The 23,673-nt window shown below is 71.6% G+C and carries 20 protein-coding genes; 11 read left to right on the top strand and 9 right to left on the bottom strand.

The window, feature by feature from the left end:
- Positions 1-103 precede the first annotated feature (103 nt).
- From ABS735_RS16600 to ABS735_RS16570, 7 genes are all read left to right on the top strand, one after another.
- Positions 104-1,393 carry an ABC transporter substrate-binding protein gene (locus ABS735_RS16600; protein ID WP_373905394.1) on the top strand — a complete coding sequence of 430 codons (1,290 nt, stop codon included), beginning with the start codon at positions 104-106 and terminating at the stop codon, positions 1,391-1,393.
- Positions 1,394-1,475: 82 nt separating this feature from the next.
- Positions 1,476-2,417, top strand: coding sequence for a carbohydrate ABC transporter permease (locus ABS735_RS16595; protein WP_373905395.1), 942 nt, complete (start codon positions 1,476-1,478; stop codon positions 2,415-2,417).
- 14 nt (positions 2,418-2,431) lie between these two features.
- Positions 2,432-3,259: a carbohydrate ABC transporter permease gene (locus ABS735_RS16590; RefSeq protein WP_373905396.1), complete on the top strand. Its 828-nt coding sequence runs from the start codon at positions 2,432-2,434 to the stop codon at positions 3,257-3,259.
- Positions 3,256-4,299: a LacI family DNA-binding transcriptional regulator gene (locus ABS735_RS16585; protein WP_373905397.1), complete on the top strand. Its 1,044-nt coding sequence runs from the start codon at positions 3,256-3,258 to the stop codon at positions 4,297-4,299. Before ABS735_RS16590 ends, ABS735_RS16585 begins: the two co-directional genes overlap by 4 nt.
- Before the next feature lie 65 nt (positions 4,300-4,364).
- The gene (locus ABS735_RS16580) at positions 4,365-6,299 is read left to right on the top strand and encodes a glycoside hydrolase 5 family protein (protein WP_373905398.1); all 1,935 of its coding nucleotides are present in this window, start codon (positions 4,365-4,367) and stop codon (positions 6,297-6,299) included.
- The gene (locus tag ABS735_RS16575; RefSeq protein WP_373905399.1) at positions 6,296-8,575 is read left to right on the top strand and encodes a glycoside hydrolase family 3 N-terminal domain-containing protein; all 2,280 of its coding nucleotides are present in this window, start codon (positions 6,296-6,298) and stop codon (positions 8,573-8,575) included. The genes ABS735_RS16580 and ABS735_RS16575 overlap by 4 nt, the downstream gene beginning before the upstream one ends.
- A 15-nt stretch (positions 8,576-8,590) precedes the next feature.
- Positions 8,591-9,409, top strand: a complete 819-nt coding sequence (locus ABS735_RS16570) for a siderophore-interacting protein (protein WP_373905400.1) — start codon at positions 8,591-8,593, stop codon at positions 9,407-9,409.
- Positions 9,410-9,425: 16 nt separating this feature from the next.
- Here ABS735_RS16570 and ABS735_RS16565 read toward each other — a convergent pair whose 3' ends face one another.
- Positions 9,426-9,935 (bottom strand): CGNR zinc finger domain-containing protein, encoded by a 510-nt coding sequence (locus ABS735_RS16565; protein WP_373905401.1) that lies wholly within the window; start codon positions 9,933-9,935, stop codon positions 9,426-9,428.
- 134 nt (positions 9,936-10,069) lie between these two features.
- Here ABS735_RS16565 and ABS735_RS16560 point away from each other — a divergent pair, with 134 nt between their 5' ends.
- On the top strand, positions 10,070-10,939 hold the full coding sequence (locus ABS735_RS16560; protein WP_373905402.1) for an alpha/beta fold hydrolase: 870 nt from the start codon (positions 10,070-10,072) through the stop codon (positions 10,937-10,939).
- A gap of 13 nt (positions 10,940-10,952) precedes the next feature.
- Here ABS735_RS16560 and ABS735_RS16555 read toward each other — a convergent pair whose 3' ends face one another.
- A complete protein-coding gene (locus ABS735_RS16555; protein ID WP_373905403.1) occupies positions 10,953-11,882 on the bottom strand; it encodes a ketopantoate reductase family protein in 930 nt (309 codons plus the stop codon).
- 49 nt (positions 11,883-11,931) lie between these two features.
- Here ABS735_RS16555 and ABS735_RS16550 point away from each other — a divergent pair, with 49 nt between their 5' ends.
- The 3 genes from ABS735_RS16550 to ABS735_RS16540 all read left to right on the top strand — a co-directional run bounded on the left by ABS735_RS16550 (position 11,932) and on the right by ABS735_RS16540 (position 14,354).
- On the top strand, positions 11,932-12,546 hold the full coding sequence (locus ABS735_RS16550) for a CGNR zinc finger domain-containing protein (protein WP_373905404.1): 615 nt from the start codon (positions 11,932-11,934) through the stop codon (positions 12,544-12,546).
- Between the two features lie 94 nt (positions 12,547-12,640).
- Positions 12,641-13,615: a GlxA family transcriptional regulator gene (locus ABS735_RS16545; RefSeq protein ID WP_373905405.1), complete on the top strand. Its 975-nt coding sequence runs from the start codon at positions 12,641-12,643 to the stop codon at positions 13,613-13,615.
- A 100-nt stretch (positions 13,616-13,715) separates the two neighbouring features.
- Positions 13,716-14,354 carry an HD domain-containing protein gene (locus tag ABS735_RS16540; protein WP_373905406.1) on the top strand — a complete coding sequence of 213 codons (639 nt, stop codon included), beginning with the start codon at positions 13,716-13,718 and terminating at the stop codon, positions 14,352-14,354.
- 58 nt (positions 14,355-14,412) lie between these two features.
- Here the strand turns inward: ABS735_RS16540 and ABS735_RS16535 are convergent, their stop codons facing one another.
- The 7 genes from ABS735_RS16535 to ABS735_RS16505 form a co-directional block, all read right to left on the bottom strand.
- Positions 14,413-16,779, bottom strand: coding sequence for an ATP-binding protein (locus ABS735_RS16535; protein WP_373905407.1), 2,367 nt, complete (start codon positions 16,777-16,779; stop codon positions 14,413-14,415).
- 92 nt (positions 16,780-16,871) lie between these two features.
- Positions 16,872-18,401, bottom strand: coding sequence for a GMC family oxidoreductase (locus ABS735_RS16530; RefSeq protein ID WP_373905408.1), 1,530 nt, complete (start codon positions 18,399-18,401; stop codon positions 16,872-16,874).
- 10 nt (positions 18,402-18,411) lie between these two features.
- Positions 18,412-19,902 (bottom strand): aldehyde dehydrogenase family protein, encoded by a 1,491-nt coding sequence (locus ABS735_RS16525; RefSeq protein WP_373905409.1) that lies wholly within the window; start codon positions 19,900-19,902, stop codon positions 18,412-18,414.
- 85 nt (positions 19,903-19,987) lie between these two features.
- On the bottom strand, positions 19,988-21,070 hold the full coding sequence (locus ABS735_RS16520; protein ID WP_373905410.1) for an LLM class flavin-dependent oxidoreductase: 1,083 nt from the start codon (positions 21,068-21,070) through the stop codon (positions 19,988-19,990).
- A gap of 52 nt (positions 21,071-21,122) precedes the next feature.
- Positions 21,123-21,971 (bottom strand): amidohydrolase family protein, encoded by an 849-nt coding sequence (locus ABS735_RS16515; RefSeq protein ID WP_373905411.1) that lies wholly within the window; start codon positions 21,969-21,971, stop codon positions 21,123-21,125.
- 1 nt (position 21,972) lies between these two features.
- Positions 21,973-22,371 carry a RidA family protein gene (locus ABS735_RS16510; RefSeq protein WP_373905412.1) on the bottom strand — a complete coding sequence of 133 codons (399 nt, stop codon included), beginning with the start codon at positions 22,369-22,371 and terminating at the stop codon, positions 21,973-21,975.
- Between the two features lie 22 nt (positions 22,372-22,393).
- Positions 22,394-23,566, bottom strand: a complete 1,173-nt coding sequence (locus ABS735_RS16505; protein WP_373905413.1) for an LLM class flavin-dependent oxidoreductase — start codon at positions 23,564-23,566, stop codon at positions 22,394-22,396.
- Between the last annotated feature and the right edge of the window lie 107 nt (positions 23,567-23,673).

The following is a 23,673-nucleotide window of genomic DNA, read 5'->3' as shown; positions in this document are numbered from 1 at the left end:
GCGGCACTCCCTTGACCGTGGTCTCTGCACTCCATATGGTCCTCGCACCTCACGAGGTACATCGATTAACCAATCGTTAACCGCTTGGTTGGAGACCACCCCTGTGCGCTCATCGCTGACACGGCGCGAACTGCTCGCCGCCGGTTCCGGTCTGGCCGCGGCCGCTGCCCTGCCCGCTCTGTCCGGCTGCTCGTCGCTGGCGTCGGCGGACTCCGACCCGGACACCCTCGTCGTCCACACCCAGCTCGGCACCACCGCGCCCGGCTCCCCCACGTATCTCGCGGCCGTGGACCGCTTCCGCGAGGAGAACCCGGGGGTGAAGGTCAAGAACCTCGTCAACGGCGACGACCTCGCGCAGGTCTACGAGACCTCACGGCTGGCCCGCAAGGAGGCCGACGTCGTGATGGTCAACCTCTACGACAAGACGCTGGCCTGGACGGACGTCGGCGCGACCGTCGACGTCAAGCCCTACCTCGACGACTGGGGGCTGCGCGGGCGCGTCCTGCCCGCCGCCCTGGCCGACTGGACCGACGACGAGGGCCGGGTCCGGGCCTTCCCCTACTTCGCCACGAACTGGCCCGTCGCCTACAACCGCGCCCTGCTCGACCGGGCCGGGGTCGACGAGATCCCCACTACGGGGGACCGGCTGATCGCCGCGGCCCGCAAGCTGCGCGCCAAGGGCATCGCCCCAGTGACCGTGGGCGGCAACGACTGGACCGGCCAGAAGCTGCTGGCGCAGATCATCCAGACGTTCCTGTCCCAGGAGGAGGCCCGGCACGTCTACACCACGGGTGACTTCGGCGGCCGCGGCGCGCGCCTGGGCATCGAGTACTTCACGCACCTGCGCGACGCCGGTGTGTTCGCGGACAAGGCCCAGGGCCTCACCTCCGACTCGATGACCACGCAGTTCAACACCGAGGAGGCGGCCGTCCAGTCGGCGATGTCCTCCGCCCTGGCCAAGGTGCCCGAGAAGGTGGCCCGGCACACGGAGGTCGGCGGCTGGCCGCTGGCCGACGGGGCCGCGCACGACGGTCCCACCGTCATCCGCGCCTACACCCTCATCGGCTTCTGGATCAGCCCCAACGGCGTCCGCAAGATGGAGCACGTCGAGAAGTTCCTGCGGTTCATGTACCGGGAGGACACGGTGGCGCGGTTCGTGACGGAGAGCGGCCGGGACATGGCCTTGCGCACGGACGCCGTCTCCACCGGCTTCCCGCTGGTCGGGGCGGCCCAGCGGCTCGGCTCCGAGGTGAGCCAGGTCCTGCTGCCCGACGTGTACGTCCCGCCCGCCGCCGCGCAACCGCTGATCACCGCGACCAGCACGTCGTTCACCCGGGGCACCAGCCCGGCCCGGGTGCGCGCCGCCCTCGAGTCCGCGTACCGGTCCGCATGAGCCGCCCGTACGCCACCGGTCCCGCCGCCCGGGTCCCCCTCGTCCCCCTCCCCCGTTCCACCCGTTCTCCGGGAGTCACCGCATGACGACGCTCACGACGACGCCGGCCGGGAGCGCGGCCCCGAGGTCCGCCCCGCCCGCCTCCCCCGCCCCGGCCGGACGCCGGCCCCGGCAGGGCGGCACCGTCCTCGCGGTGCCCGCGCTGGTGTGGTACCTGGTATTCATGGTCGGGCCGCTGCTCGCGATCTTCGTGATCGCGGCCCTGCGCTGGCCGGGCATGCTCCAGCCGGTGTCCTTCGCCGGTCTCGACAACGCCCGGGTGGTGCTGGACGACCCGGTGTTCTGGGACGCGGTCCGCAACACCGCCGTACAACTGGCCGTCGCCGTGCCGGTGATGATCGTCTGCGCGTACATGCTGGGGTACTACGTGGCCCAGCGACCGCCCGGACACCGGGTCATCCGGTACCTGCTCTTCATCCCGGGGCTCATCTCGACGCCCGCCAAGGCGATGGTCTTCTACGCGGCCCTCTCCCCGGACGGCCTGCTCAACGGAGGGCTGGAGGGCATCGGCCTCGGCTCCCTCACCGACGCCTGGCTGGCCTCGCCGTCGACGGCCCTGGCGTGTCTGATCGCCCTGGACATCTGGGCCGGCATCGGCTTCACCGCCGTCCTGTTCGCCGCGCGGCTGGGCAGTGTGCCGGACGAGCTCGGGGAGGCCGCCCAGCTGGACGGGGCCGGGCACTGGCGGACGATGTGGTCGGTCCACTTCCCCGTCATCCGCGACTACGTGGGCGTGGTGACGATGCTCCAGTTCCTGTGGACGCTGTTCGGCTCGGCGCAGCACGTGCTGCTGCTCACGCAGGGCGGCCCGGGTACGTCGTCCACCACGCTGTCGTTCCTCGTCTACCAGAAGGCGTTCATCGCCGCCGACCTCGGCTACAGCCAGACCGTCGGCGTCCTCCTCTTCCTCGCCGGACTCGTCGGGCTGCTGACGATCCGCCGCGTCTTCCGCCAGAACTACTGATCGGAGCAGCACTCATGAAGCTCGGCAAGCGCTGGCTCCCGGCCCACATACTGGTGTGGACGTACGCGGTGCTGCTCGTCGTCCCGCTGTACTACTTCCTCGCCTCGGCGTTCAAGTCGAACGACGAGATCTTCGCGCACCCCTTCGCCCCGCCGTCCTCGCTGGACTTCGGCAACTTCCGGACGGCCTTCGAGAGCGCCGACCTCGGACTCGCGGTCGTCAACTCGGCGCTGGTGACGCTGTTCTCGCTGGCGCTCACGCTGCTGCTGGCGATCCCGGCCGCGTTCGCACTGGCGCGTTCGACCGGGCGGCTGGCGGGCGTGGTCGAGAAGGTCTTCTCGCTGGGCTTCCTGATCCCGACGTTCGCGGCGCTCTTCCCCACCTTCCTCCTCGCGGCGGCCACCGGTCTGTTCCACACCCGGATCTTCATGGTGCTGTTCCTCCCGGCCACCGCGCTGCCGCTGTCGGTGGTGATCCTGGTGCAGTTCATGCGCACCATCCCGCCGGAGATGGAGGAGGCCGCCCGGCTGGACGGGGCGTCCACCTTCGCGGTGCTGCGGCACGTCTACACGCCGATGTGCCTGCCGGGCATCGCCACCGTGCTGCTGCTGAACTTCCTGACCTTCTGGAACGAATACCTGTACTCGCTGGTCATCATCGGCCCCGACCCGGCGCAGCGCACGGTCCAGGTCGCCCTGCCCACGCTGAAGTCGATCACCGGCACGGACTACGGCGTGCTGACGGCGGGCACGGTGCTGACCCTGGTGCCGGTGTGGCTCGTCTACACCCTGCTCCAGAAGCGCATGCAGCAGGCCCTGGTCAGCGGGGCGGTGAAGATGTGAGCGTCTCCACCGAGCGGGCCGGACGCCGGCCCACCATCAAGGCGGTCGCGGCAGCGGCCGGAGTGTCGACGGCCGCCGTGTCCCAGGCCTTCAACAACAAGGGCCGGCTCTCCGAAGCGACCCGCCGCCGGATCCTCGACGCCGCGCTGGAGCTGGGCTGGTCGCCCAGCGCCCCCGCAGCGGCGCTGCGCAACGCGCGCACCCGCAGCCTCGCCCTCGTGGTGCGGCGCCCCACGGACGTACTGGGCTCCGACCCCCACTTCAGTGAACTGATCACCGGCATAGAGGGCGAGTTGGCACCCCGGGGCTACGGTCTGCTGCTGCACCTGATCAGCGGTCACCGCGAGGAGAACGCGCTGTACGAGCGGCTCGCGGCCGAGGGCCGGGTGGACGGCGCCGTGCTCACCGACGCCCGCGACGACGACGCCCGGCCCGCGCTGCTCGCCCGCCTCGGGCTGCCGGCGGTGCTGCTCGGTTCGCCCGACGACACGGCCGTCGTCCCGCGCGTCGGGCTGCGCGACCAAGGAGCGGGCATCGCCGAGGCCGTCGCGCACCTGCTGGACCTCGGCCACCGGCGCGTCGCCTACGTCAGCGGACCGCCCGAGCTCCAGCACACCCGCGTGCGCAGGGCGGCCTTCGAGGGTGCCCTGCGCGAGGCGGGCCTGCGCCCGTTCGCGGTCCTGCCCACCGATTTCAGCGAGCGCCGCGCCGTCGGCGCCACCGAAGCCCTCCTCGACGCGGCCGACCGGCCCACCGCGATCGTGTACGCCAACGACTCGATGGCCGTCTGCGGCATCGGCACCGCGCAGCGCGCCGGACTGGCCGTCCCCCGGGACGTGTCCGTCGTCGGCTACGACAACCTGCCGCTCGGTTCCTGGCTCCACCCCCGGCTGACCACGGTCGACCAGCAGGTGCAGCGGGTGGGCGCGGCCGCCGCGCGCATGCTCCTTGCCCTGTGCGGCGAGGAGGTCGAGGAGGCCGCCCTCGCCGAACGGCCACGCCTGGTCGTTCGCGAGTCCACGGGGCCCGCGCCCATCTGACCACCACCCGGCCGCGGCGGACCGCGGCCACGCACCATCCGCACCCCCACCACCCGAGAAGGACCATGCGACGCCACAGCGCCCAGCTCACCCACCAGCCCGACGTCCTGCCCTGGCTCGGCGCCAACTTCTGGTCCCGCACCGGCGGCCCGCTGATGTGGCGGAACTACGACCCGAAGACCGTCCGCGACGAACTGCGGGTGCTCGCCGACCACGGCCTCAACACGACCAGGTCCTTCTTCTACTGGCCGGACTTCCACCCGGAGCCCGACCGGATCGACGACGAACTGTGCGCGCGCTTCGAGGACTTCCTCGACGCCCACGTGGAGACGGGCATGGGGACCATACCGACGTTCATCGTCGGCCACATGTCCGGCGAGAACTGGGACCCGGCCTGGCGCGGCAACCGCGACCTGTACGAGGACGTGTGGATGGTGGGCCGCCAGGCGTGGTTCGTCTCCCGCATGGCGCGGCGCTTCAAGGACCACCCGGCCGTGACGGGCTGGCTGATCACCAACGAGATGCCCGGGTACGGGCGGATCTACCAGGTCGACCCGCCGTCCTCGGACGTGGTGACCGCGTGGGCCCAGGCCATGTGCAACGCGGTGCGGGCGACGGGCGCGAGGCAGCCGGTGTCGCTGGGCGACGGGGCGTGGGGCATCGAGGTCACCGGGCGCGACAACGGGTTCTCGCTGCGGGAGACGGCCGAGTACGTCGACTTCGTGGGCCCTCACGTGTACCGCTCCGACACCGACCGGCCGCGGCAGCACTACCGGGCCGCCTTCGAGTGCGAGCTGGCCTCGGTGACCGGACAGCCCGTCGTGCTGGAGGAGTTCGGGCTGTCCACCGACACCGTCTCGGCCGCCAACGCGGGCGTCTTCTACCGGCAGACCCTGCACAACTCGCTGCTGGGTGGCGCCACCGGCTGGCTCGCCTGGAACAACACCGACTACGACGACCTGTGGGACCGGTCCCCCTACGACCACCACCCCTTCGAGATGCACTTCGGCATCACCGACTCCGCCGGGGCGCCCAAGGAGCCACTGCGGGAACTCGCCGCCTTCGCTGCGGTGTTGAAGGCGGTGGACTTCCCGCGCTGCTCCCGGTCGGACGCCGACGCCGCCCTGGTCGTGCCCGCCTTCCTCGAACGGGGCTATCCCTACAGCCGCCCGGCCGACCGGCCCCTCATCTTCACGTCCCTGCACCAGGGTTACGTCACCGCACGCGCCGCCGACCTGCCGGTGGCCCTGACCCGCGAGGCCGACGGACTGCCGGGCGAGGCGTCGCTCTACCTGCTTCCCGCCACGCGGCAGCTCACCACCCGCACCCGCAGGGAGCTGGCCCGCCGGGCCGTCGAGGGCGCCACCGTCTATCTGTCGTTCTGCTCCGGCGAACACCCGGCCACCCGCGGCCCCTGGTTCGACGACCTGGACGGGTTGTTCGGCGTCGAACTGCAGCTGTCCTACGGTGTCGCCGAGCCGATCGATGACGACGTGCTGGAGATGACGTTCACCGAGGACTTCGGCGGCCTGCGCGCCGGCGAGGTGCTGCGTTTCCCGGTCGCCGGGAACGAGGACAGCCGCGCCTACCTGCCCGTCGTACCGCGGGCGGGCCGGGTGGTGGCCGTGGACGCCCACGGCCGGCCTGCCCTGATCGTCAACGAGACGGGAGTGGGCCGCACGGTGCTGGCCACCTATCCGCTGGAGCACATGGCGGCACGCACCGCACGCGTCAACCCCGATGTCACCCAGCGTCTGTACGCGGCGCTCGCGCAGGTGGCGGGGGTGCGGCGGCCCGTCACGGTCGCCGATCCGCACGTCTCGGCGGACGTCCTCGTCCACGCCGACGGCCGCCGTTTCGTGTGGCTGGTCAGCCAGAGTCCCGAGCCGCTCGTGGTCCGTCCGGCCGCCGAGGGGCAGTTGCACGCCCTGAGCGACGGCGCGCCGGTCGAGGACGTGCCGCTCGACGCTTACGGCGTCGCGGTGCTGGAGCTGCGATGACCGTCCCGCGCTACCGCGATCCGGCCGCACCGGTGCCGGATCGCGTGCGTGACCTGCTGGGCCGCATGACCCTGACGGAGAAGGTCGGCCAGCTCAACCAGCGCATGTACGGCTGGGACGCCTACGAGCGCGCCGGGGACGGTCACCGCCTCACGGACGCCTTTCGCGCCGAGGTCGCCGCCTTCGACGGCATGGGAGCGCTGTACGGACTGCAGCGGGCCGACGCCTGGTCCGGCGTCGGCTTCGCGGACGGCCTCGACACGCGGGACGGGGCGCGGACGGCGGCGGCCGTGCAGCGGTACGTCATGGACCATACGCGGCTCGGCATACCCGCCCTGCTGGTGGAGGAGATGCCGCACGGCCACCAGGCGCTGGACGGCACGGTGCTCCCGGTGAACCTCGCGGTCGGTGCCACCTGGGACCCGGCGCTGTACGCGGACGCGGTGGCCGGGGCGGCCGCCGAAGTACGGGCGCGCGGCGCGCACATCGCGCTGGTGTCGGCGCTCGACCTGGTGCGTGATCCGCGCTGGGGGCGCAGCGAGGAGTGCTTCGCCGAGGACCCCTACCTCGCCGCGCGGATGACCGAGGCGCTGGTCGAGGGCGCGGGGCGGGCGGGGGTGGCCGTGGTCCTCAAGCACTTCGCCGGGCAGGGCGCCACGGTCGGCGGCCGCAACAGCGCGGCGACGGAGCTGGGGGCCCGCGAACTGCACGAGGTGCACCTCGCGGCGGCCCGGGCCGGGGTGGCCGCGGGCGCGGCCGGGGTGATGGCCGCCTACAACGAGTTCGACGGCCTGCCCTGCGTCGCCAACCGGTACCTGCTGACCGATCTGCTCCGTACGGAGTGGGGCTTCGAGGGCGTCGTCATGGCGGACGGCACGGCGGTGGACCGGCTGGTGCGGCTGACCGGCGATCCGGTGTCGGCCGGGGCGCTGGCCCTGGACGCCGGGTGCGATCTGAGCCTGTGGGACGACTCCTTCGCCCGGCTGGGCGAGGCGGTGGAACGCGGTCTGGTGTCCGAGTCGGGCCTGGACGCCGCGGTGGCGCGGGTCCTCACGCTGAAGTTCCGCCTGGGCCTGTTCGAACAGCCCTTGCCTCCGGCCGCGTCCGAGGCCGTGGACCTGCCGGATCCCGTCGAGCTGGGCGAGCGCCTCGCGGTTGCGTCGGTGACCCTGCTCGCCCACGAGGGCGGCGTGCTCCCCCTGTCCCGTGCGGTGCGGCGGATCGCGGTCCTCGGCCCGAACGCCGACTCCCTCGCCCAGCAGATCGGCGACTACACGGCGCCGCAGCGGCCCGGCGGCGGGGTCACCGTCCTGGCGGGCATCCGCGCGGCGGCCGCGCCCGGCACCGAGGTGGTGCACGGCCGGGGGTGCGGCCTGGTGGGTGACGACGTGTCGGACGTTCCGGCGGCCGTCGCGCTGGCGGCCGGGTCCGACGTGGCCGTGCTGGTGCTGGGCGGCTCCAGTGCCCGCTCCGCGGACATGGTCTTCGATGCGAACGGGGCGGCAGTCACCGGTGCCGGGACGCCGTCCGGCACGACGTGCGGCGAGGGGGTCGACCTGGCGGAGCTGGCACTGCCGCCCGGACAACGGGCGCTGCTGGCAGCGGTGTCGGCGACCGGGACCCCGGTCGTGGTGGTACTGGTCCAGGGCCGCCCGCACGCGCTGCCCGAGCTGGACGCGCCCGCGGCGGCGGTGCTGAGCGCGTGGTATCCCGGGCCGCGGGGCGGGCGTGCGGTGGCCGAGGTGCTGTTCGGCGACGCCGAGCCGCGCGGTCGGCTGCCGGTCTCCGTGCCCCGGTCGGCCGCCCAACTGCCCGTCCACTACAACGGCAAGGACCACCGCTACCGCGGGTACGTCGACCAGAGCGCCGGTCCGCGCCATGCCTTCGGGCACGGTCTGTCGTACACGAGCGTCGCCTACGGGGCGCCGCGGCTGTCGCACTCCCGGGTCGGCGCCGACGACCCGCGCCTGACCTGCCGGGTCACGGTCCGCAACACGGGGGCCCGGCCGGCCGAGGAGACGGTGCAGCTGTATGTGCGCCGGCTGTCCGGGGGGACGTCCTGGCCGCGCGTGCGCGAACTGCGGGGCTTCGTCCGCCTGCGCATCGCGCCCGGCGACGAGGCCGACGCGGTCTTCGAGGTGGGCGCGGACACGCTGGCCTCGGTGGGGCGCGACCTCCGCCCGGCCGTGGAGCCGGGGTTGGTCGAGCTGGAGACGGGCCCGGCGTCCGACCGGACCGTGGGCGCCCGCCTGGAGATCACCGACTCGTCAACTTAGGCTAGCCTTGCCTACATGGCGAAGGTTCGACGGCTCACGCCCCAGCACCCTGAGATGTTCCGCGCCCGCGTGGTGCGGAGCGAACGGGTCTCCCCGTCCATGCAGCGCGTCACGGTCACCGGACCGGAGCTCGGCGGCTTTCCGTGGCTGGGGTACGACCACTGGTTCCGCCTGTTCCTCCAGCTGCCCCACCAACGGGGCCTGCGCCTGCCGGAGTTCACGGGTTCGCAGTGGTGGCAGCCGTACCTCGCCATCCCGGAGGACGAGCGGCCGCACTGCGCCAACTACTCCGTGGCCGACTACCGGCGGACGACGGCCGAGCTGGACATCGACTTCGTCGTGCACCGCGGGCCCACCGGCGAGGTCGAGGGCAGGGCCGCGATCTGGGCCTGCGGCGCCCGGCCCGGGGACGCGCTCGCCCTGCTCGACCAGGGCATCCTCTTCGACTGCCCGCAGGACGCCTCCGAGGTCACCGTGGTGGCCGACGAGACCGGGCTGCCCGCCGCGGCGAGCATCATGCGCTCGCTCCCCGAAGGCACCGTGGGACGCCTCATCCAGGAGATCCCCACGGACGCCGACCGCCGCGGACTGAACGCCCCGGCCGGTGTGACCGTCTCCTGGGTCGTGCGGCGGGACAGTACCTCGGTCCCCGGCGCCGCCGCGCTGGGTGAGCTGCGCCGGCTGACCCGCGCGGACGCGTCCGGGTACGCCTTCGTCGTCGGCGAGTCGACCCTGGCCACCGAGGGACGCAGGCACCTGCACCGCCTGGGCCTGCCGAAGGAGCGCATCACCTTCTCGGGATTCTGGAAGCACGAGGTGCCGGCGGCGGCCTGACGCCGGACGGCCTGCCCTACGTCTGGGAGCCCTTGACGCGCTGGTAGTGCCGCCGGGCCTTCATCCGGTTCCCGCACTCGGCCATGGAGCACCATCGGGCGCTGTTGGGCTTGCTCCGGTCCAGCAGGAAGCGCCGGCACTCCGGGTTGCCGCACGGCTTGAGCCGTCCCGGCCTGGCCTCCTCGACGCGCGCCCAGGTCAGCAGCAGCTCCACGGCCAGGCGGTGGGTGTCCGGCACCTGAAGCACCCATTCCAGCCTGCCGTCCTCGATGGCCGGCACCTTGCTGACGCCCTGGAGGAACGCGCCCAGGGACTCGGGGTCCCGCCGCCCCCGGACGACGTCCTGGAGGACGCCCCGCACGGCGACCAGGAAGGCGACCTCGTCGTCCGAGCCGCTCCCGCCGTGGCCGCGCGCCCATGCGCGGCCTTCGGCGGGCGTGCCCAGGGCGTCGCTCACCGAGCCGCGCACCACGGGAGTCGTGTTGAGCAGCTCCAGGAGGACGTCCTCCGCGGCCCTGTCGGTCACCGCCTGCACCCCTGACCATTTCGTCGACATCGGCAGGTTACAACAGACCTGCCTAACCACTTAAGAACACTTGACAGGTTACCCCATGAGTGCTGGACTCTACCTAACCACCAAAGCCAACTTAAGGGGTTGCCATGAGTGTCGCCGTGCACCACAGGACCGCCACCGTCGACGGCCTGGACGTCTTCTACCGGGAGGCCGGCGACCCGCGGGCACCGGCCGTCGTGCTGCTGCACGGCTTCCCGACGAGCAGCCACATGTTCCGCGACCTGATCCCGAAGCTCGCGGACACCTACCACGTGATCGCGCCCGACATGATCGGCTTCGGGTACTCGGACATGCCCGCGGTGGACGCGTTCGACTACAGCTTCGACTCCCTCACGGACGTGACCGTCGGCCTCCTGGACCAGCTCGGCGTGGCGCGCTTCGCGGTGTACGTGCAGGACTACGGGGCGCCGGTGGCCTGGCGGATCGCCACCCGGAGCCCGCAGCGCATCACCGCGATCGTCACGCAGAACGGCAACGGCTACACCGACGGCTTCGTCAAGGAGTTCTGGGACGGTCTCTTCGCCTACACCGACGACCCGACCCCCGAGACGGAGGCTCCCGCCCGCGCCGCACTGACCCCCGAGATGGTCCGCTGGCAGTACCTGAACGGGGTCCCCGACCGGAGCCTCGTCAGCCCCGACGCCTGGGCCCTCGACCAGGCGCTGCTCGACCGGCCGGGCAACGACGCCGTCCAGCTCACGCTGTTCCGCGACTACCCGACCAACGTCGACCTCTACCCCCGGCTCCACCAGTACTTCCGTGACACGCGGGTGCCGCTGCTGGCCGTGTGGGGGGCGGGCGACGAGATCTTCGGCCCCGAGGGCGCCCACGCGTTCCGGCGCGACCTCCCGGACGCCGAGATCCACCTTCTCGACACCGGGCACTTCGCCCTGGAGACCCACCTGGAGGAGATCACCGGTCACATCCGGGACTTCCTCGCCCGGGTGGGGAAGTAGGCCGGCCCACCGGTCACGATCCGGCCGGCCGGCCGAGTACGTACGGCGCGAGGACGTCGGTCACCGTCCGGTTGCGCGGAACGGGAACCCCGAGCCGGTCGGCCAGGTCCACCACTCCCCCGCTGAGCCAGGGCAGTTCGAGCCGGTTGCCCTTCTCCAGGTCGTTGTGCATGGAGGAGGTCATGGTCGCGGGGAGCGTGTCGCAGAAGTCGAGCCGGTCCTCGGCGAAGCCGCTGTCCAGCCGTACTCCCGACGCCTGCGCAACGGCCACCGTCTCGGCCATCACGTCGCGCAGGAGACGTCGGCTGTGTTCGTCGGCGCGGACGACGCCTATGGGCTGGCGGACGGTCGCCGTGGTCGCCGACAGGCCCACGAGGAACACGAACTTCTCCCAGATCGCCCTCTCGATGTCGTCACTCGCCTCGACGTCGATCCCCGCGTCCCGGAACGCGGCGAGCACGGTCCTGCTGGTCGCCGACTGGCCGGACCGGTAGGGGCCGAGAACGACTCTCTGCAGGGTGCTGTTGTGCCTGACCACCCCGGGCTCCTCGATGAAGGCGGAGATGAAGCACACCCCGCCCAGGACCTGTTCGTCCGTCAGCCGGCCGCGCAGGACGGCGTCCTTGTGCACCCCGTTCTGCAGGGACAGCACCGGCGCGCCGTGCGCCGCCGAGGTCCGCAGCTGCTCGGCGACATCCTCGGTGTCCCACAGCTTGACGGCGACGAGGACCAGATCGGTGGGGCCCAGTTCCGAGATGCTCGCCACGACGGACTCGGGCGAGGTGCGCAACTCGCCCAGGGGACTGTGGACGACCAGCCCGGACCGCCGTATGGCCTCGAGGTGCGCTCCGCGGGCCACGAAGGTGACCTCGTTCCCCGCGGCGGCCAACCGGGCCCCGAAATAGCCTCCGACGCCGCCCGCCCCGATCACCGCGACACGCATGGCTCCGCCCCACTCTCTTGATAACCATATAAACGGTTACTATGAAACCATGGATGCCGTGCAGCACGATGCGCCCCGCAGAAGAGTCACCGCTCGGCTCCGGGAGCTTCGTTTCGACGCCGGAACCCTCTGCCTGAACCTGGTGGCCACCGTGGGCCGCAGGCCCGAGGCCCCCATCGAGCGGATGGGCGACGCCGAACGCCTCGCAGCCTGGTGCCACGGGGTGGGGGTGACGCTGGAGGACGGGTACGACCCCCAGGACGTCCTGCGGTCGCTGCACGCACTGCGCGCGGCCGCCCACGACATCGCCTCCGGTGCCGTCGACGGGCACCGGCCGCGGCAGCGGTCGGTCGACCTGGTCAATCGCCTGGCCCGGACCGAACCTCCGGCACCTCGACTGGAGTTGACGGCCGATGGCGAGTGGGCGCCGAAGGGAAGCCGGAGGCTGACCAAGGAGGCCCTGCTGTCGCTCGTCGCACGGGACCTCATCGACCTCATGACCGACGACGCACGCCGGTCCCGGCTGACCGCCTGCGCCTCCGAGGTGTGCGGGATGCTCTGCCTCGACTCCGGTGGCGGCCGACCGCGCAAGTGGTGCTCCATGCGCCGCTGCGGCAACCAGGCCAAGGCGGCCGGCCACCGCCTGAGGACCTCGGCGAGGTGACTGGTCCGCGCCGGCCACGTTACGTCGATAACCGGCATACTTTATTTTTCACTCATAACGGACGGGTCATGAATAACCGGTGGTGGGGGAAGCGATGACAGCGGGGACAGCGGGACCGCACAGGGTGGGCTTCCTCGTGTTCGACGGTATGAAGCTGCTCGACCTGTCCGGTCCGGCGGAGGTCTTCAGCGAGGCCAACCGGTTCGGCGCCGACTACCGGCTGAGCATCGTCTCGGCGGACGGGTCGCCGGTGTCCTCGTCGATCGGCATGCGGGTGCCGGCGGACACGGACGCACAGGCCGCCGCCTTCGACACGCTGGTCGTGGTCGGCGGCGACGCGCTGCCGGGCTCCCCCGTGGACCCCGCTCTCGGCGCGGCCGCGAAGGCACTGGCGGACCGGGCGGGGCGCATCGCCTCGGTGTGCACCGGCGCCTTCGTCCTGGGCGCGGCGGGGCTGCTGGAGGGCAGGCGCGCGACCACGCACTGGCAGCACACCACGACGCTGGCCCGCCGGTGTCCGTCGGCACGGGTCGAGGCCGACGCGCTGTTCGTGAAGGACGGCAGGACGTACACGTCCGCGGGCGTGACCGCGGGCATCGACCTCACCCTCGCCCTGCTGGAGGAGGACCACGGTCCCGCCCTGGCCCGCCGGGTCGCCCGGTCGCTGGTGGTGTACATGCAGCGGGCCGGCGGCCAGTCGCAGTTCTCCGCCTCGCTCCAGGGCCCGGCTCCCCGCACGCCGGTGCTGCGAGCGGTCCAGGAGGCGGTGCAGGGCGATCCGACGGCGGACCACGGCCTGGAGGCGCTGGCCGCCCGCGTGCGGGTCAGTCCACGGCATCTGACGCGCATGTTCCGGGCCGAGCTGGACACCACCCCGATGAAGTACGTGGAGCTGATCCGCTTCGACATGGCCAAGGCCCTGCTCGACGCCGGGCACAACGCCACGGAGGCCGCCACCCGATCGGGTTTCCCGAGTTACGAGAGCCTGCGCCGGGCCTTCGCCCGGCACCTGGGACTGTCGCCCATCCGGTACCAGCAGCGCTTCGCCACCACCGAACGGCAGTCGTGACCGGTTCCGAGGGGTTCCTGGCCATCGGGGAGCGGACGCGTCCCGGCCGTCCGGCACAGGGTGGGACCGACACGACAGCCACCGTCCCGGAAGGACCGCCATGACGGAGACCATCGCTGGAATCGACATCCCCGACAGCTCGCTCGCGCGGGAGGCGACCGAACTCGTCCGTGACACCACACCGCCGCTGATCTTCCACCACTCGCGGCGCGTCTACCTGTTCGGCAGTCTCCAGGCCGCCGCCCTGGGCCTGCGGCCGGACCCGGAGCTGCTGTACGTCGCGGCGCTCTTCCACGACACCGGCCTGGTGCCGCCCTACCGCAGCGACGACCAGCGCTTCGAGATGGACGGCGCGGACCAGGCACGGGCGTTTCTGCTCGCTCACGGCGTGCCCGAGGCCGACGCGGGCACCGTGTGGACGGCCGTCGCGCTGCACACCACCCCGGAGGTCCCGTACCGGCTGGCGCCGGAGATCGCGGCGACCACCGCGGGCGTCGAGACGGACGTGCTCGGTCTGAACCTGGCCCGCATCACCCCGGCGGAGATCGACGCGGTCACCGCGGCCCATCCCCGCCCGGACTTCAAGAAGCAGATCCTCCAGGCGTTCACCGACGGGTTCAGGCACCGTCCGGACACCACCTTCGGCACCGTGAACGCGGACGTCCTGGAGCACTTCGTGCCCGGCTTCCGGCGCACGGACTTCGTCGAGGTGATCGAGAACTCCGCCTGGCCGGAGTGACCCCTCTCCTTGGCCGTCGCACGCCAAGGTCGCCGGGGCATCCGTGCACCGATCCGGCTCACGGGTGCGAGGACACGGTCGGAGACGCCTGCGGCGACGCCGTCATGAGGGTGGCGATCTGGGTCCTGTTGACCACACCCAGTTTGGACATGATGTTGTCGACGTGCTTCTCCGCGGTGCGTACGGAGATGACCAGCCGTGACGCGATCTCACGGTTGGTCAGGCCTTCGGCCACCAGCTCGCTGACCTCGCGCTCTCGCCTGGTGAGGGGGTCGGTGTCCGGCTCCGGCACCTGCCCGGGGGCTTCCGTGATCTCGTTCAGGGCCCAGGCCACCGCGATGTCCGGGTTCAGCGCCGCGCCCGAGGCATAGGCGCTGCCGAAGCGCCGTTCCGTCACGCTTCGGCGAGCGTCGCCCTCGCCCTTGAGGTGGTACGCCCACAGCTGCGGAATGCCTTCGAGCGGCATGCCCACCGTCCGCAGCAGCGCGTCCGCCGCTCCCAGGAGAATCGCTGCCCGTTCCGCCTCACCGTCGGAGGCGGCGATCCAGGACATCGCCTCCAGGCAGACCCCCATGCCCAGTCTGTCGTCGAGCCCGCGTTTGAGCCGAAGGCTCTCCCGCTCCAGCTCGGCTGCCATGGCGGTGTCCCCTTGGCGCCATCTCTCGACGCCGTACGCCCAGAGGGAGTACGAGTGCCACCACGACTCACCGACCGCGGATGTCACCCGCTGACAGCGACGGTGCCACTCGGAAGCACGCGCGCTCTCCCCGGCGAAGCTCAGCGCGAGACCGACCTCGAAGGTGGAGTGGATCTCGCCGGTGCGATGGCCCAGGCCTGCGAACTCCGCGACGGACGCCTCCAGTCGGCCGGCGGCGAAGCCCAGGTCGCCCCTGAACACGGCCAGCAGCCCCCAGGTCTGTCTGACGAAGACGCCCAGTAGCGCGTCCTGTGTACGGCGGGCGATGTGCTCGGCCTCTTCGAGGTGCGCCGCCGCCATGTCGTAGTCGCTCTGCAGGATGGCCATCCACGCGCTCAGCCTGACGGCGCGCCCCCGGTCCGCGGTCGGCTCGGGAGCGGCGGCGAGCAGTTGGCCGAGCCAGTGCCTGGCCTCGCTGAGGAAGCCGCGGGCGAGCCAGAAGTTCTCGATCGAACAGGCGAGCCGCATTCCGCTCCTCGGCGCCTCGGCCAGACAGGAGTGCAGCGCGGCGCGCAGGTTCGCGTACTCCCGGCGCAGCCGTTGCAGCCAATCGACCTGACGCGGCCCCGACCAGTCGGCGTCGGCGCCTTCGGCGAGCCCGACGAACCACTCCCGGTGCCGGCGGCTCAGCGCGGCCGACTCACCGCTCTCCAGCCGCTCGGCGCCGTACTGCCGGATGGTCTCGAGCATGTGGTAGCGCGGCTCCGTCGAGTCCATGACCCTGGTGAGAATCGACTTGTCCACCAATCCGGCGACCAGGTCGAACACCGACGCGCGGTCCATGTCGCCACCGCAGGCGACGGCCTCCGCGGCGTCGAGCCCGAATCCGCCCTGGAACACGGACAGCCGGCTCCACAACAGCCGCTCGGCCGGCGTACACAGGTCGAAGGTCCAGTCGATGGACGCCCGCAGTGTCTGGTGCCGGGCAGGTGCCGTACGGCTGCCCTGGGTCAGCAGGTGGTACCGGTCGCCCATGCGGGCCAGCAACTCGGGCAGCGGCAGGACCCGGAGCCGGACCGCCGCGAGCTGGATCGCCAGTGGGATCCCGTCGAGGAGGCGGCACAGTTCGGCGACCTGGACCTCGGTCTCGGGGGTCAGTACGAAGCCGGGCACCGCGGCGGACGCGCGGTCCACGAAGAGACTGACCGCCTCGCTCTCGGCGATGGCCTCCTGGGTGAGGGTGCGCTGCGGGTCGGGCGTCGACAGCGGGGGTACGGGAACCGCCGCCTCGCCGTCGATGTTCAGCGCCCGGCGGCTGGTCGCCAGGACCGTCAGCCGCTCGCACCGGCGCAGCAGCGCGTCGACGAGTCCCGCGGTCTCCTCGACCAGGTGCTCGCAGTTGTCGAGCACCAGCAGCGTCTGCTGGTCCCGCAGGTGCTCGACGAGGGTGTCGAGCTGCCATCGCGCCGAGGTCTCGCGGATCCCGACGGCGGTGTTGACCGTGTGTCCCAGCAGGGCCGGGTCCCGGAGGTCCGCGAGTGCGATGAACCGCACGCCGTCCTCGAAAGCCCGTGCGAGCTCCCTGGCCATCCGCAGGGCGAGCCGGGTCTTGCCCACTCCCCCGGTCCCCGTCAGGGTGACGAGGCGCGCCCGCTCCAGTGCGTGGCGCGTGAGCGCCAGCTCCCGTCGACGTCCGATGAACCGCGTGAGCTCCAGCGGCAGCGCTCCCGCGGACTCGGACGTACCGCTCTCGGCTGTTGGATGACGGTCCACGCCGGTAGTGTCCACCAGCCCGTGGTACATCGCGATGCCCTTGCAGTTTCCATCACGTTGCGTTGCGACGCCCCGCCTTCCTCACCACGCTGCGTGGCGTCACGACGTCACCGGACGTCGGCGCGAACCCTGCCCCGCAGCAGATCGGCGGCCTTCTCCGCGATCATCACGGTCGCCGCGTTCGTGTTGCACGAGACGATGGCCGGCATGACGGACGCATCGGCCACGCGCAGGCCCCGCACTCCGTGGACCCGCAGCTCCGGGTCGACCACCGCGTCGTCCCCTGAGCCCATGCGACACGTACCCGACAGATGGAAGAAGCTGCTCACCGCGTTCCGCACGGCCGACTCCAGTGCGGGCCGGTCCAGCCGCAGAAGGTCCTCGGTCTGGGACCGCACCCCCCATGCGTCGAACGCGCCGGTGCCGACGAGCCGGTGGACCTCCTCGATGCCGGCGATCAGCTGGTCCTGGTCGTGGGCTTCGCTCAGGTACCGCGGGTCGATCAGCGGGGGGACGTCGGGATCGGCCGAGGCGAGCCGCACACTCCCCCGGCTCCGCGGACGCATGTGGCCGACGCCGAACGAGAAGGCGTTGCCGACCGGGCTCTGCCAGGGCATGCGGTAGTCCACCTGTACCTGGAGTATCTGCAGTTCGGGAGCCACCTGCGCGGCGTCCGTCTTCGCGAAGATCGTCGACTCGGCGTAGTTGCCGCTCGGCGGCGGCAACGGCCGCTCGGCCCGGACCCTGATCCCGGCCAGCAGCACGTGGTCCTGCAGGTTGCGGCCGACGCCGGGGAGGTCCGCCACCGGCCCGATCCCGAGAGCCCGTAGCTCTGCCTCCGGCCCCAGGCCCGAGAGCATCAGCAGCCGGGGCGAACCGACCGCGCCCGCGGTCAGTACGACCTCCTCGGCCGCGGTCGCCCGTTCCGGCCCGCCGTCCCGCCGGTACGCGACGCCCACGCACCGACCGTTCCGCACGACGAGGTGCCGCGCCAGGGCGCCGGTGTGCACGGTGAGGTTGGGACGGTCCATGGCAGGACGGAGGTAGGCGGTGGCCGTGCTCTGTCTCCGCCCGTCCACGATCAGCAGGTCGTGCCGGCCCGCGCCCGGCAGTTGTCCGTCGTTGAGATCGGCGGCCACCCGGTGGCCCGCGCGGCGCGCGGCTTCGAGGTGGGCGTCGGTGAGCGGGTGCGGCGACGCGACGGGCCGGGGCCTGAGCGGCCCGCCCCGGCCGCGGTAGCCCGGGTCGCCGCCCGGCACGTCCTCGGACCGCATGAAGTACGGCAGGACGTTGTCGTAGTCCCAGCCCTTGGCGCCCGACGCGGCCCACCCGTCGAAGTCGGCGCGGTGTCCGCGCAGATGGGCCATCACGTTGATCGAACCGGACCCGCCGAGCAGGCGGCCGCGGGGCGCGGGCACGGACCGGCCGGTGACCTCCTGCCGTGTGGTCTCGTAGCACCAGTCCGCGTCGCCGCCCAGGAGCGCCGGCCAGGCGCCGGGGGTCTCGACGTCGGGGCGGCGTTCGTCCCCACCGGCCTCCAGGAGCAGCACGGTGACGTCCGGGTTCTCCGAGAGGCGGGCGGCCAGGACGCAGCCCGCCGTACCGCCGCCGACGACGACGTAGTCGTAGGTGGACATGGCCGGCGCCTCAGAGGGAGACCACGACGGTCTTCAGTTCCAGGTACTCGTCCAGGTTCTCCCTGCAGGTCTCGCGACCCCACCCGGACTGCTTGTACCCGCCGAACGGCAGGGCGGCGTCGACCGCCTGGTAGCAGTTCACCCAGACCTGGCCCGACTCGACGGCGGCCGCGACCCGGTGTGCGCGGCGCACGTCGCCGGTCCACACGCCCGCGCCCAGGCCGAACGTGCTGTCGTTGGCGAGCCGCAGCACCTCCTCCTCGGTGTCGAAGGGGAAGACCGACAGCACCGGGCCGAAGATCTCCTCGCGTGCGATCCGTGAGTCCGGCCGGACGCCGGTCAGGACGGTCGGCCGGACGAAGTACCCCTGCTCGCCCCAGGATTCGCCGCCCGCCACGACCTCGACGCCCTCGTGGCGTCCGAGTTCGACGAAGCCGAGCACCTTTTCCCGGTGCTCCGCCGAGATCAACGGTCCCATCTCGGTCGACGGGTCCAGGCCGCGTCCCAGCCGGATGCCGCCGGCCCGGTCCGCCAGCCCGGCCACCACGTCGTCGTAGACGCTGCGGTGCGCGTACAGGCGGGAACCCGCGACGCAGCTCTCGCCCTGGCAGGCGAAGATCGCCGTGCCGGCCGAGGCGATCGCCGCGTCCAGGTCGGCGTCCGCGAAGATCACGTTGGGCGACTTCCCGCCGAGTTCGAGCGAGACCCGCTTCAGCGTGCCGGTGGCCGCCCTGGCGATGGCCTTGCCGGTCGCGACCGAGCCGGTGAAGGTGATCTTGTTGACGCCCGGGTGCTCGACCAGGGCGGCGCCGGCCGCGTCACCGTATCCGCTGACGTAGTTGAAGACGCCCTCGGGGATGCCCGCCTCCAGGACGAGCTCACCGAGGCGCGCGATCGACAGCGGGGTCTGTTCGGCGGGCTTCATGACCACGGTGTTGCCCGTGGCGAGCGCCGGCGCGAGTTTCTTGACCGCCATCATCAGCGGGAGGTTCCACGGGACGATTGCCCCGACGACGCCGACCGGCTCCCGCACGGTGTACGCGTGGTACGGCCCGCCGGCGTTCCTCGGGAAGGACACCGGGATGGTGTCTCCGGTGATCTTCGTGGGCCAGCCCGCGTAGTAGCGCAGGATGTCGACCGAGAACGGGACGTCGACGAAGCGTGCCTCGTTGATCGGCATGCCGACGTCGAGCGACTCGAGTTCGGCGAGTTCCTGGGCGTGCTGCTCGACGAGTTCGCCGAGCCGCCACAGGAGCCGGCCGCGTTCCTGCGGGGTGATGTGCCGCCACGGGCCGGTCAGCGCGGCACGGGCCGCGCGGACGGCGCGGTCGACGTCCTCCGCACCGCCTGCGGCGACCCGGGCGACGACCTCACCGGTCGAGGGGTCCTCCACGTCCAGGGTCTCGCCGTCGGCCGCTTCGACGCGGTCGCCGCCGATCAGCATGCGTTCGGCTTGGCGCACGCGCGTGCGCAGGCCATCGGGGATGAGGGTGGTCGTCATGTCGTTCCGTCCTGTTGGTGAGGTCGCGACGGGCGCAGGCGAGGGCAGGGGCGTCGGTGGGCCGCCGACGCCCCTGCCTGTCTTCTCAGGCCTCGGTCAGGGCCTTGGCCGGGGTGAAGTTCTTCATGAGCGGGAACACTTCGCTGCCCAGGCGCTTGATGTCCTCGACGTAGTCGGTGAGGACGAGCATGTATCCGGCGACTCCGTCGATCGCCGCCCACCTGTCGAGCTCCGCGGCGACCGTTTGGGGCGAGCCCGTGATGAAGTCCGTCGACATCTGCACGAAGCCCTTCTTGTCGACGTTCGCGAGGATCTCCGAGGTGCCGCCCTTGGCGCTGTCGGTGGCCGCCTGGCCGAGCATGTACTCCATGGCGCCGAGGTCGGCGTGGTCGATGTAGTCCTGCAGCTTGGCCTCCGCCTCCTCGTCGGTGTCGGCGAGGACGACGCCCAGGGCGACGTACGGCTTGATCGTGCGTCCGGCGCGGCCGACCTCCGCCGCGAACCGCTGGGCGACGTCCTCCAGCGCGTCCCGGCCGCCCCAGGCGAGCCGGAACGAGTAGTCGGCGTACCGGGTCGTGAACTCGATCGCCTGCTGCGAGGCGCCCGCGCAGACGAGGTCGATGTGGCGCGGCGGCAGCGGGCCGACCCGCAGGTCGTCGTACTGGAAGTACCTGCCCTTGAAGTGGGAGACGCCGGTCTCCCACAACTCGCGCAGGACCTGGCAGTACTCGCCGCAGTACTCCCACCGGTAGGAGTTGTACTCGTAGCCGGGCCACACCTTGAGCACTTCGAGTTCCTTGGGGTGCCAGCCACCCGGCACGATGTTCAGCGCGAAGCGGCCCTCGCTCACCGAGTCGACCGTCACCGCCATCCGCGCCGCGATCGCGGGATGGATGGCCAGGACGTTCACCGACCCGATGAGCTTCATGAACCTCGTGTCGCGTGCGAGGGCCGCCATCTGCGTCATGGACTCCAGCGCGTCGTCCCAGAAGCGGGTCGTGCCCCCGTGCCCGCGCAGGCACGACAGCGAGAGCGCGAACGAGAACCCGTTCTCCTCACCGGCCTGGACGATGTCCCGCATGTGCGCGTACGTGGGCGAGTACTGCGGGGCCGACTCGGAGATGATGTAGCCGTTGCGGGCGCTGGGGATGAAGATCCCGAATTCCATTCAGGTGTTCCTCTCTGTGGTCCCCGCCGGTCCGACGGAGTGGCGGGACCGCCTAGGAGTCGAGCAGGAGCTCGAACGGGCGATTGTGGAGAATGTCCTCGACGACGGCGCGCGGAATCGGCAGCGGCATCTCCAGGTCGGAGACGGCGAGGAACTGGTCGGCGGCCTCGCGCGGGTCGAAGGAGGGGAAGTCGGAACCGAAGACCAGGCGGTCGGTGACGTGTCCCTCGATGGCGAGGCGCAGGCCGTTGTACAACTGCCAGGTCTTGACCGGCAGCGTGGAGACGTCGGCGAAGACGTTGCCGTTCTTCATCATGAGTTCCACGGCCTCGTTCATCCACGGCTTGCCGAAATGAGCGAGGAGGATCTTGGTGTCGCGGAACTCCCGGGCGACCCTGTCCAGCAGCGTCGGGCTCGCGTACTCGTTCATGCCCTGGGGAGCGAAGACACTCGCCTGATGGAACATCATGAAGATGCCGAGGTCCGCCGCCGTGCGGTACACCTCGTACGCCTCGGCCGAGTGCGGGTGGAACCCTTGGTACGGGGGCGAGAGTTTGACGCCGTGCAGGCCGTGTCTCCTGACGGCCCGTCTCAGTTCCCCGGCCGCTCCCGGCCGGGTGGGGTCCACGCTGCCGACCGCGATGGCGCGGTCGCGGTGGGCGTCGAGGTACTCGCCGACGTAGTCGTTGGGGACGTCCATGCCGATCCGTGCGACGCGCAGTCCGACGATCAGGAACCGGTCGACGCCCGCGGCGGCCATGGCCCGCGTGTGCTCCTGCAGATCGGCGCGGCCGAACCCCGGGCGTCCGACGAGTTCGGTTCCGCGGTCGGTCCAGACGGGTCCGAGGTGCTCGGGACGGTAGACATGGGTGTGCCAGTCGGTGAAGGGCCGGTCGGGCATGTCAGCGCCGCCCCGGTTCCGGCCGCAGAGCGATCGCGTCGATCTCCACCCGGCAGTCGCCGGCGATGCCGGCCACGAACGTGCTGCGCGCCGGGAACGGGCCGGGGGCGAACACCTCCGTGTAGGCCTTCCAGAACTCCTTGCGGTACGCGTCGTCGCTCAGGTAGCAGGTGGTCTTGACGATGTCCCGCAGGCCGCACCCGGCCGCTTCGAGGATGCCCCGGATCTCCTCCAGCGCGATCCTCGTCTCCTCGGCGACGGTGTCGGCCTCCTTCTTGCGTCGCAGCGTGTCCAGGTCGAGCGCCATCCCGCCGGCGAACACGAGGTCCTTGGTCGCGACGCCGGGCGTCATGCCATAGCGCGGGTAGGGCAGGTCGCCGGGGTTGAGGTACTCGGTCACGGTCTCTCCTCGGTGGTGGTGGTCAGCCGGTCGCGGTGGCCGAGCTGTCGAGCTTGCGGACCCGGGGCATGACCTCGCGGGCGAAGATCTCCATCGAACGGTCCACGTCCGCGGTCCCGATGCCGGGGAAGCCCATCTGCAGCAGCCAGTTCTGGATGCCGTGGGACTCGGTCATCCGGGACATGCGCTCGGCGACGCTCTCCGGCGAGCCGATCATCAGGTGGTCGCGCTCCATGAGCAGCTCCCAGGGGTCCATCCGCCGGAAGCGCTCGTCCTCGGGGTCCTCGTCGGCGTCGAGCCACACACCGATGCCGCGCACCTTGCAGAGGAAGTCGAAGAACTCGACGACGCCCGGCTCGGCGATGCGGCGCGCCTCCTCGTCGGTCTCGGCGACGAGGCACAGCCGCAGGACGCCGCAGCCCTCCCCGAGCGCCGGTGTGACGCCGGTGGTGGCGCGGACCTCGTCGCGGTAGCGCTCGAACAGGTTCCGCAGGACGCGCCCGGTGGGATACCAGGTGATCGGCCGGAGGTCGTTGCGTGCGGCGGAGAGGAATCCCTCCACCGACTCGGTGACCGCGAACTGCGGCGGTGTCGGCTGCTGGAACGGCTTGGGCGTCATGCCGAAGGCGACGAGCTCGTCGTTCTCGCCGACCCAGCCCTCCGGCATCCGCGCGCCCGGTGAGTGGATGAACTTCGTGCCCGGCTCGGGGAAGGTGTAGCGGTTGCCGCTCCAGCTGAAGGGATCCTTCGTCCAGATCCCGCGCACGATCTCCAGGTGCTCGTCGAAGATCTCCCGGCTGTTGTCCGAGCCGTTCCAGCGGTCCGCCGCGGGGTTGAGGTTCATGACCTCGATGGGAAGGATGCCGCGGCCGAACGCCACGTCGAGGCGGCCCTCGCTGAAGTGGTCGAGCACCGCGAGGTCCTCGGCGAGGCGAAGCGGGTGCCACAGGGTGAGCGAGACCGCCGCCATGCCGAACCGGATGCGCTCGGTCCGGGCCGCGAGGTCCGCGGCCAGCATGACCGGGTTCGGGCTCGCGTCGGTGCCGTCCGCGTCGAAGTGGTGCTCGCCCAGCCAGACCCGGTCGTAGCCCAGTCGGTCCGCCGCCACGACGTGCCGGCGTGTCTGTTGCATGACTTCGTGCCAGGTCATGTCGCCCGACCGGTTCGTCAGCGCGTAGAGCAGGTCGATTTCCATGTCCACCTCGATTGATCGGTGTTCGGCACACTGGCTCGGGCCGGAGCTCGGTGCGTCCCGGACGTCGGGGGGTACGCCGAGTGGGCCGCCCCGGCATTCCGCGACGT

This window comes from Streptomyces sp. MMCC 100, assembly GCF_041538145.2.
Lineage (GTDB): Bacteria > Actinomycetota > Actinomycetes > Streptomycetales > Streptomycetaceae > Streptomyces.
The sequence above is the reverse complement of the archived record's forward strand: the minus strand, read 5'-3'. Positions and strand labels throughout refer to the sequence as shown.

What these genes read in the sequence shown, in the direction of transcription:
- ABS735_RS16555 (WP_373905403.1), bottom strand. Translation starts at nt 11,882, where the DNA reads ATGCGTGTCGCGGTGATCGGGGCGGGCGGCGTCGGAGGCTATTTCGGG.
- ABS735_RS16530 (WP_373905408.1), bottom strand. Translation starts at nt 18,401, where the DNA reads ATGTCCACCTACGACTACGTCGTCGTCGGCGGCGGTACGGCGGGCTGC.
- ABS735_RS16560 (WP_373905402.1), top strand. Translation starts at nt 10,070, where the DNA reads ATGAGTGTCGCCGTGCACCACAGGACCGCCACCGTCGACGGCCTGGAC.
- ABS735_RS16590 (WP_373905396.1), top strand. Translation starts at nt 2,432, where the DNA reads ATGAAGCTCGGCAAGCGCTGGCTCCCGGCCCACATACTGGTGTGGACG.
- ABS735_RS16525 (WP_373905409.1), bottom strand. Translation starts at nt 19,902, where the DNA reads ATGACGACCACCCTCATCCCCGATGGCCTGCGCACGCGCGTGCGCCAA.
- ABS735_RS16540 (WP_373905406.1), top strand. Translation starts at nt 13,716, where the DNA reads ATGACGGAGACCATCGCTGGAATCGACATCCCCGACAGCTCGCTCGCG.
- ABS735_RS16550 (WP_373905404.1), top strand. Translation starts at nt 11,932, where the DNA reads ATGGATGCCGTGCAGCACGATGCGCCCCGCAGAAGAGTCACCGCTCGG.
- ABS735_RS16515 (WP_373905411.1), bottom strand. Translation starts at nt 21,971, where the DNA reads ATGCCCGACCGGCCCTTCACCGACTGGCACACCCATGTCTACCGTCCC.
- ABS735_RS16595 (WP_373905395.1), top strand. Translation starts at nt 1,476, where the DNA reads ATGACGACGCTCACGACGACGCCGGCCGGGAGCGCGGCCCCGAGGTCC.
- ABS735_RS16520 (WP_373905410.1), bottom strand. Translation starts at nt 21,070, where the DNA reads ATGGAATTCGGGATCTTCATCCCCAGCGCCCGCAACGGCTACATCATC.
- ABS735_RS16580 (WP_373905398.1), top strand. Translation starts at nt 4,365, where the DNA reads ATGCGACGCCACAGCGCCCAGCTCACCCACCAGCCCGACGTCCTGCCC.
- ABS735_RS16505 (WP_373905413.1), bottom strand. Translation starts at nt 23,566, where the DNA reads ATGGAAATCGACCTGCTCTACGCGCTGACGAACCGGTCGGGCGACATG.
- ABS735_RS16545 (WP_373905405.1), top strand. Translation starts at nt 12,641, where the DNA reads ATGACAGCGGGGACAGCGGGACCGCACAGGGTGGGCTTCCTCGTGTTC.
- ABS735_RS16570 (WP_373905400.1), top strand. Translation starts at nt 8,591, where the DNA reads ATGGCGAAGGTTCGACGGCTCACGCCCCAGCACCCTGAGATGTTCCGC.
- ABS735_RS16575 (WP_373905399.1), top strand. Translation starts at nt 6,296, where the DNA reads ATGACCGTCCCGCGCTACCGCGATCCGGCCGCACCGGTGCCGGATCGC.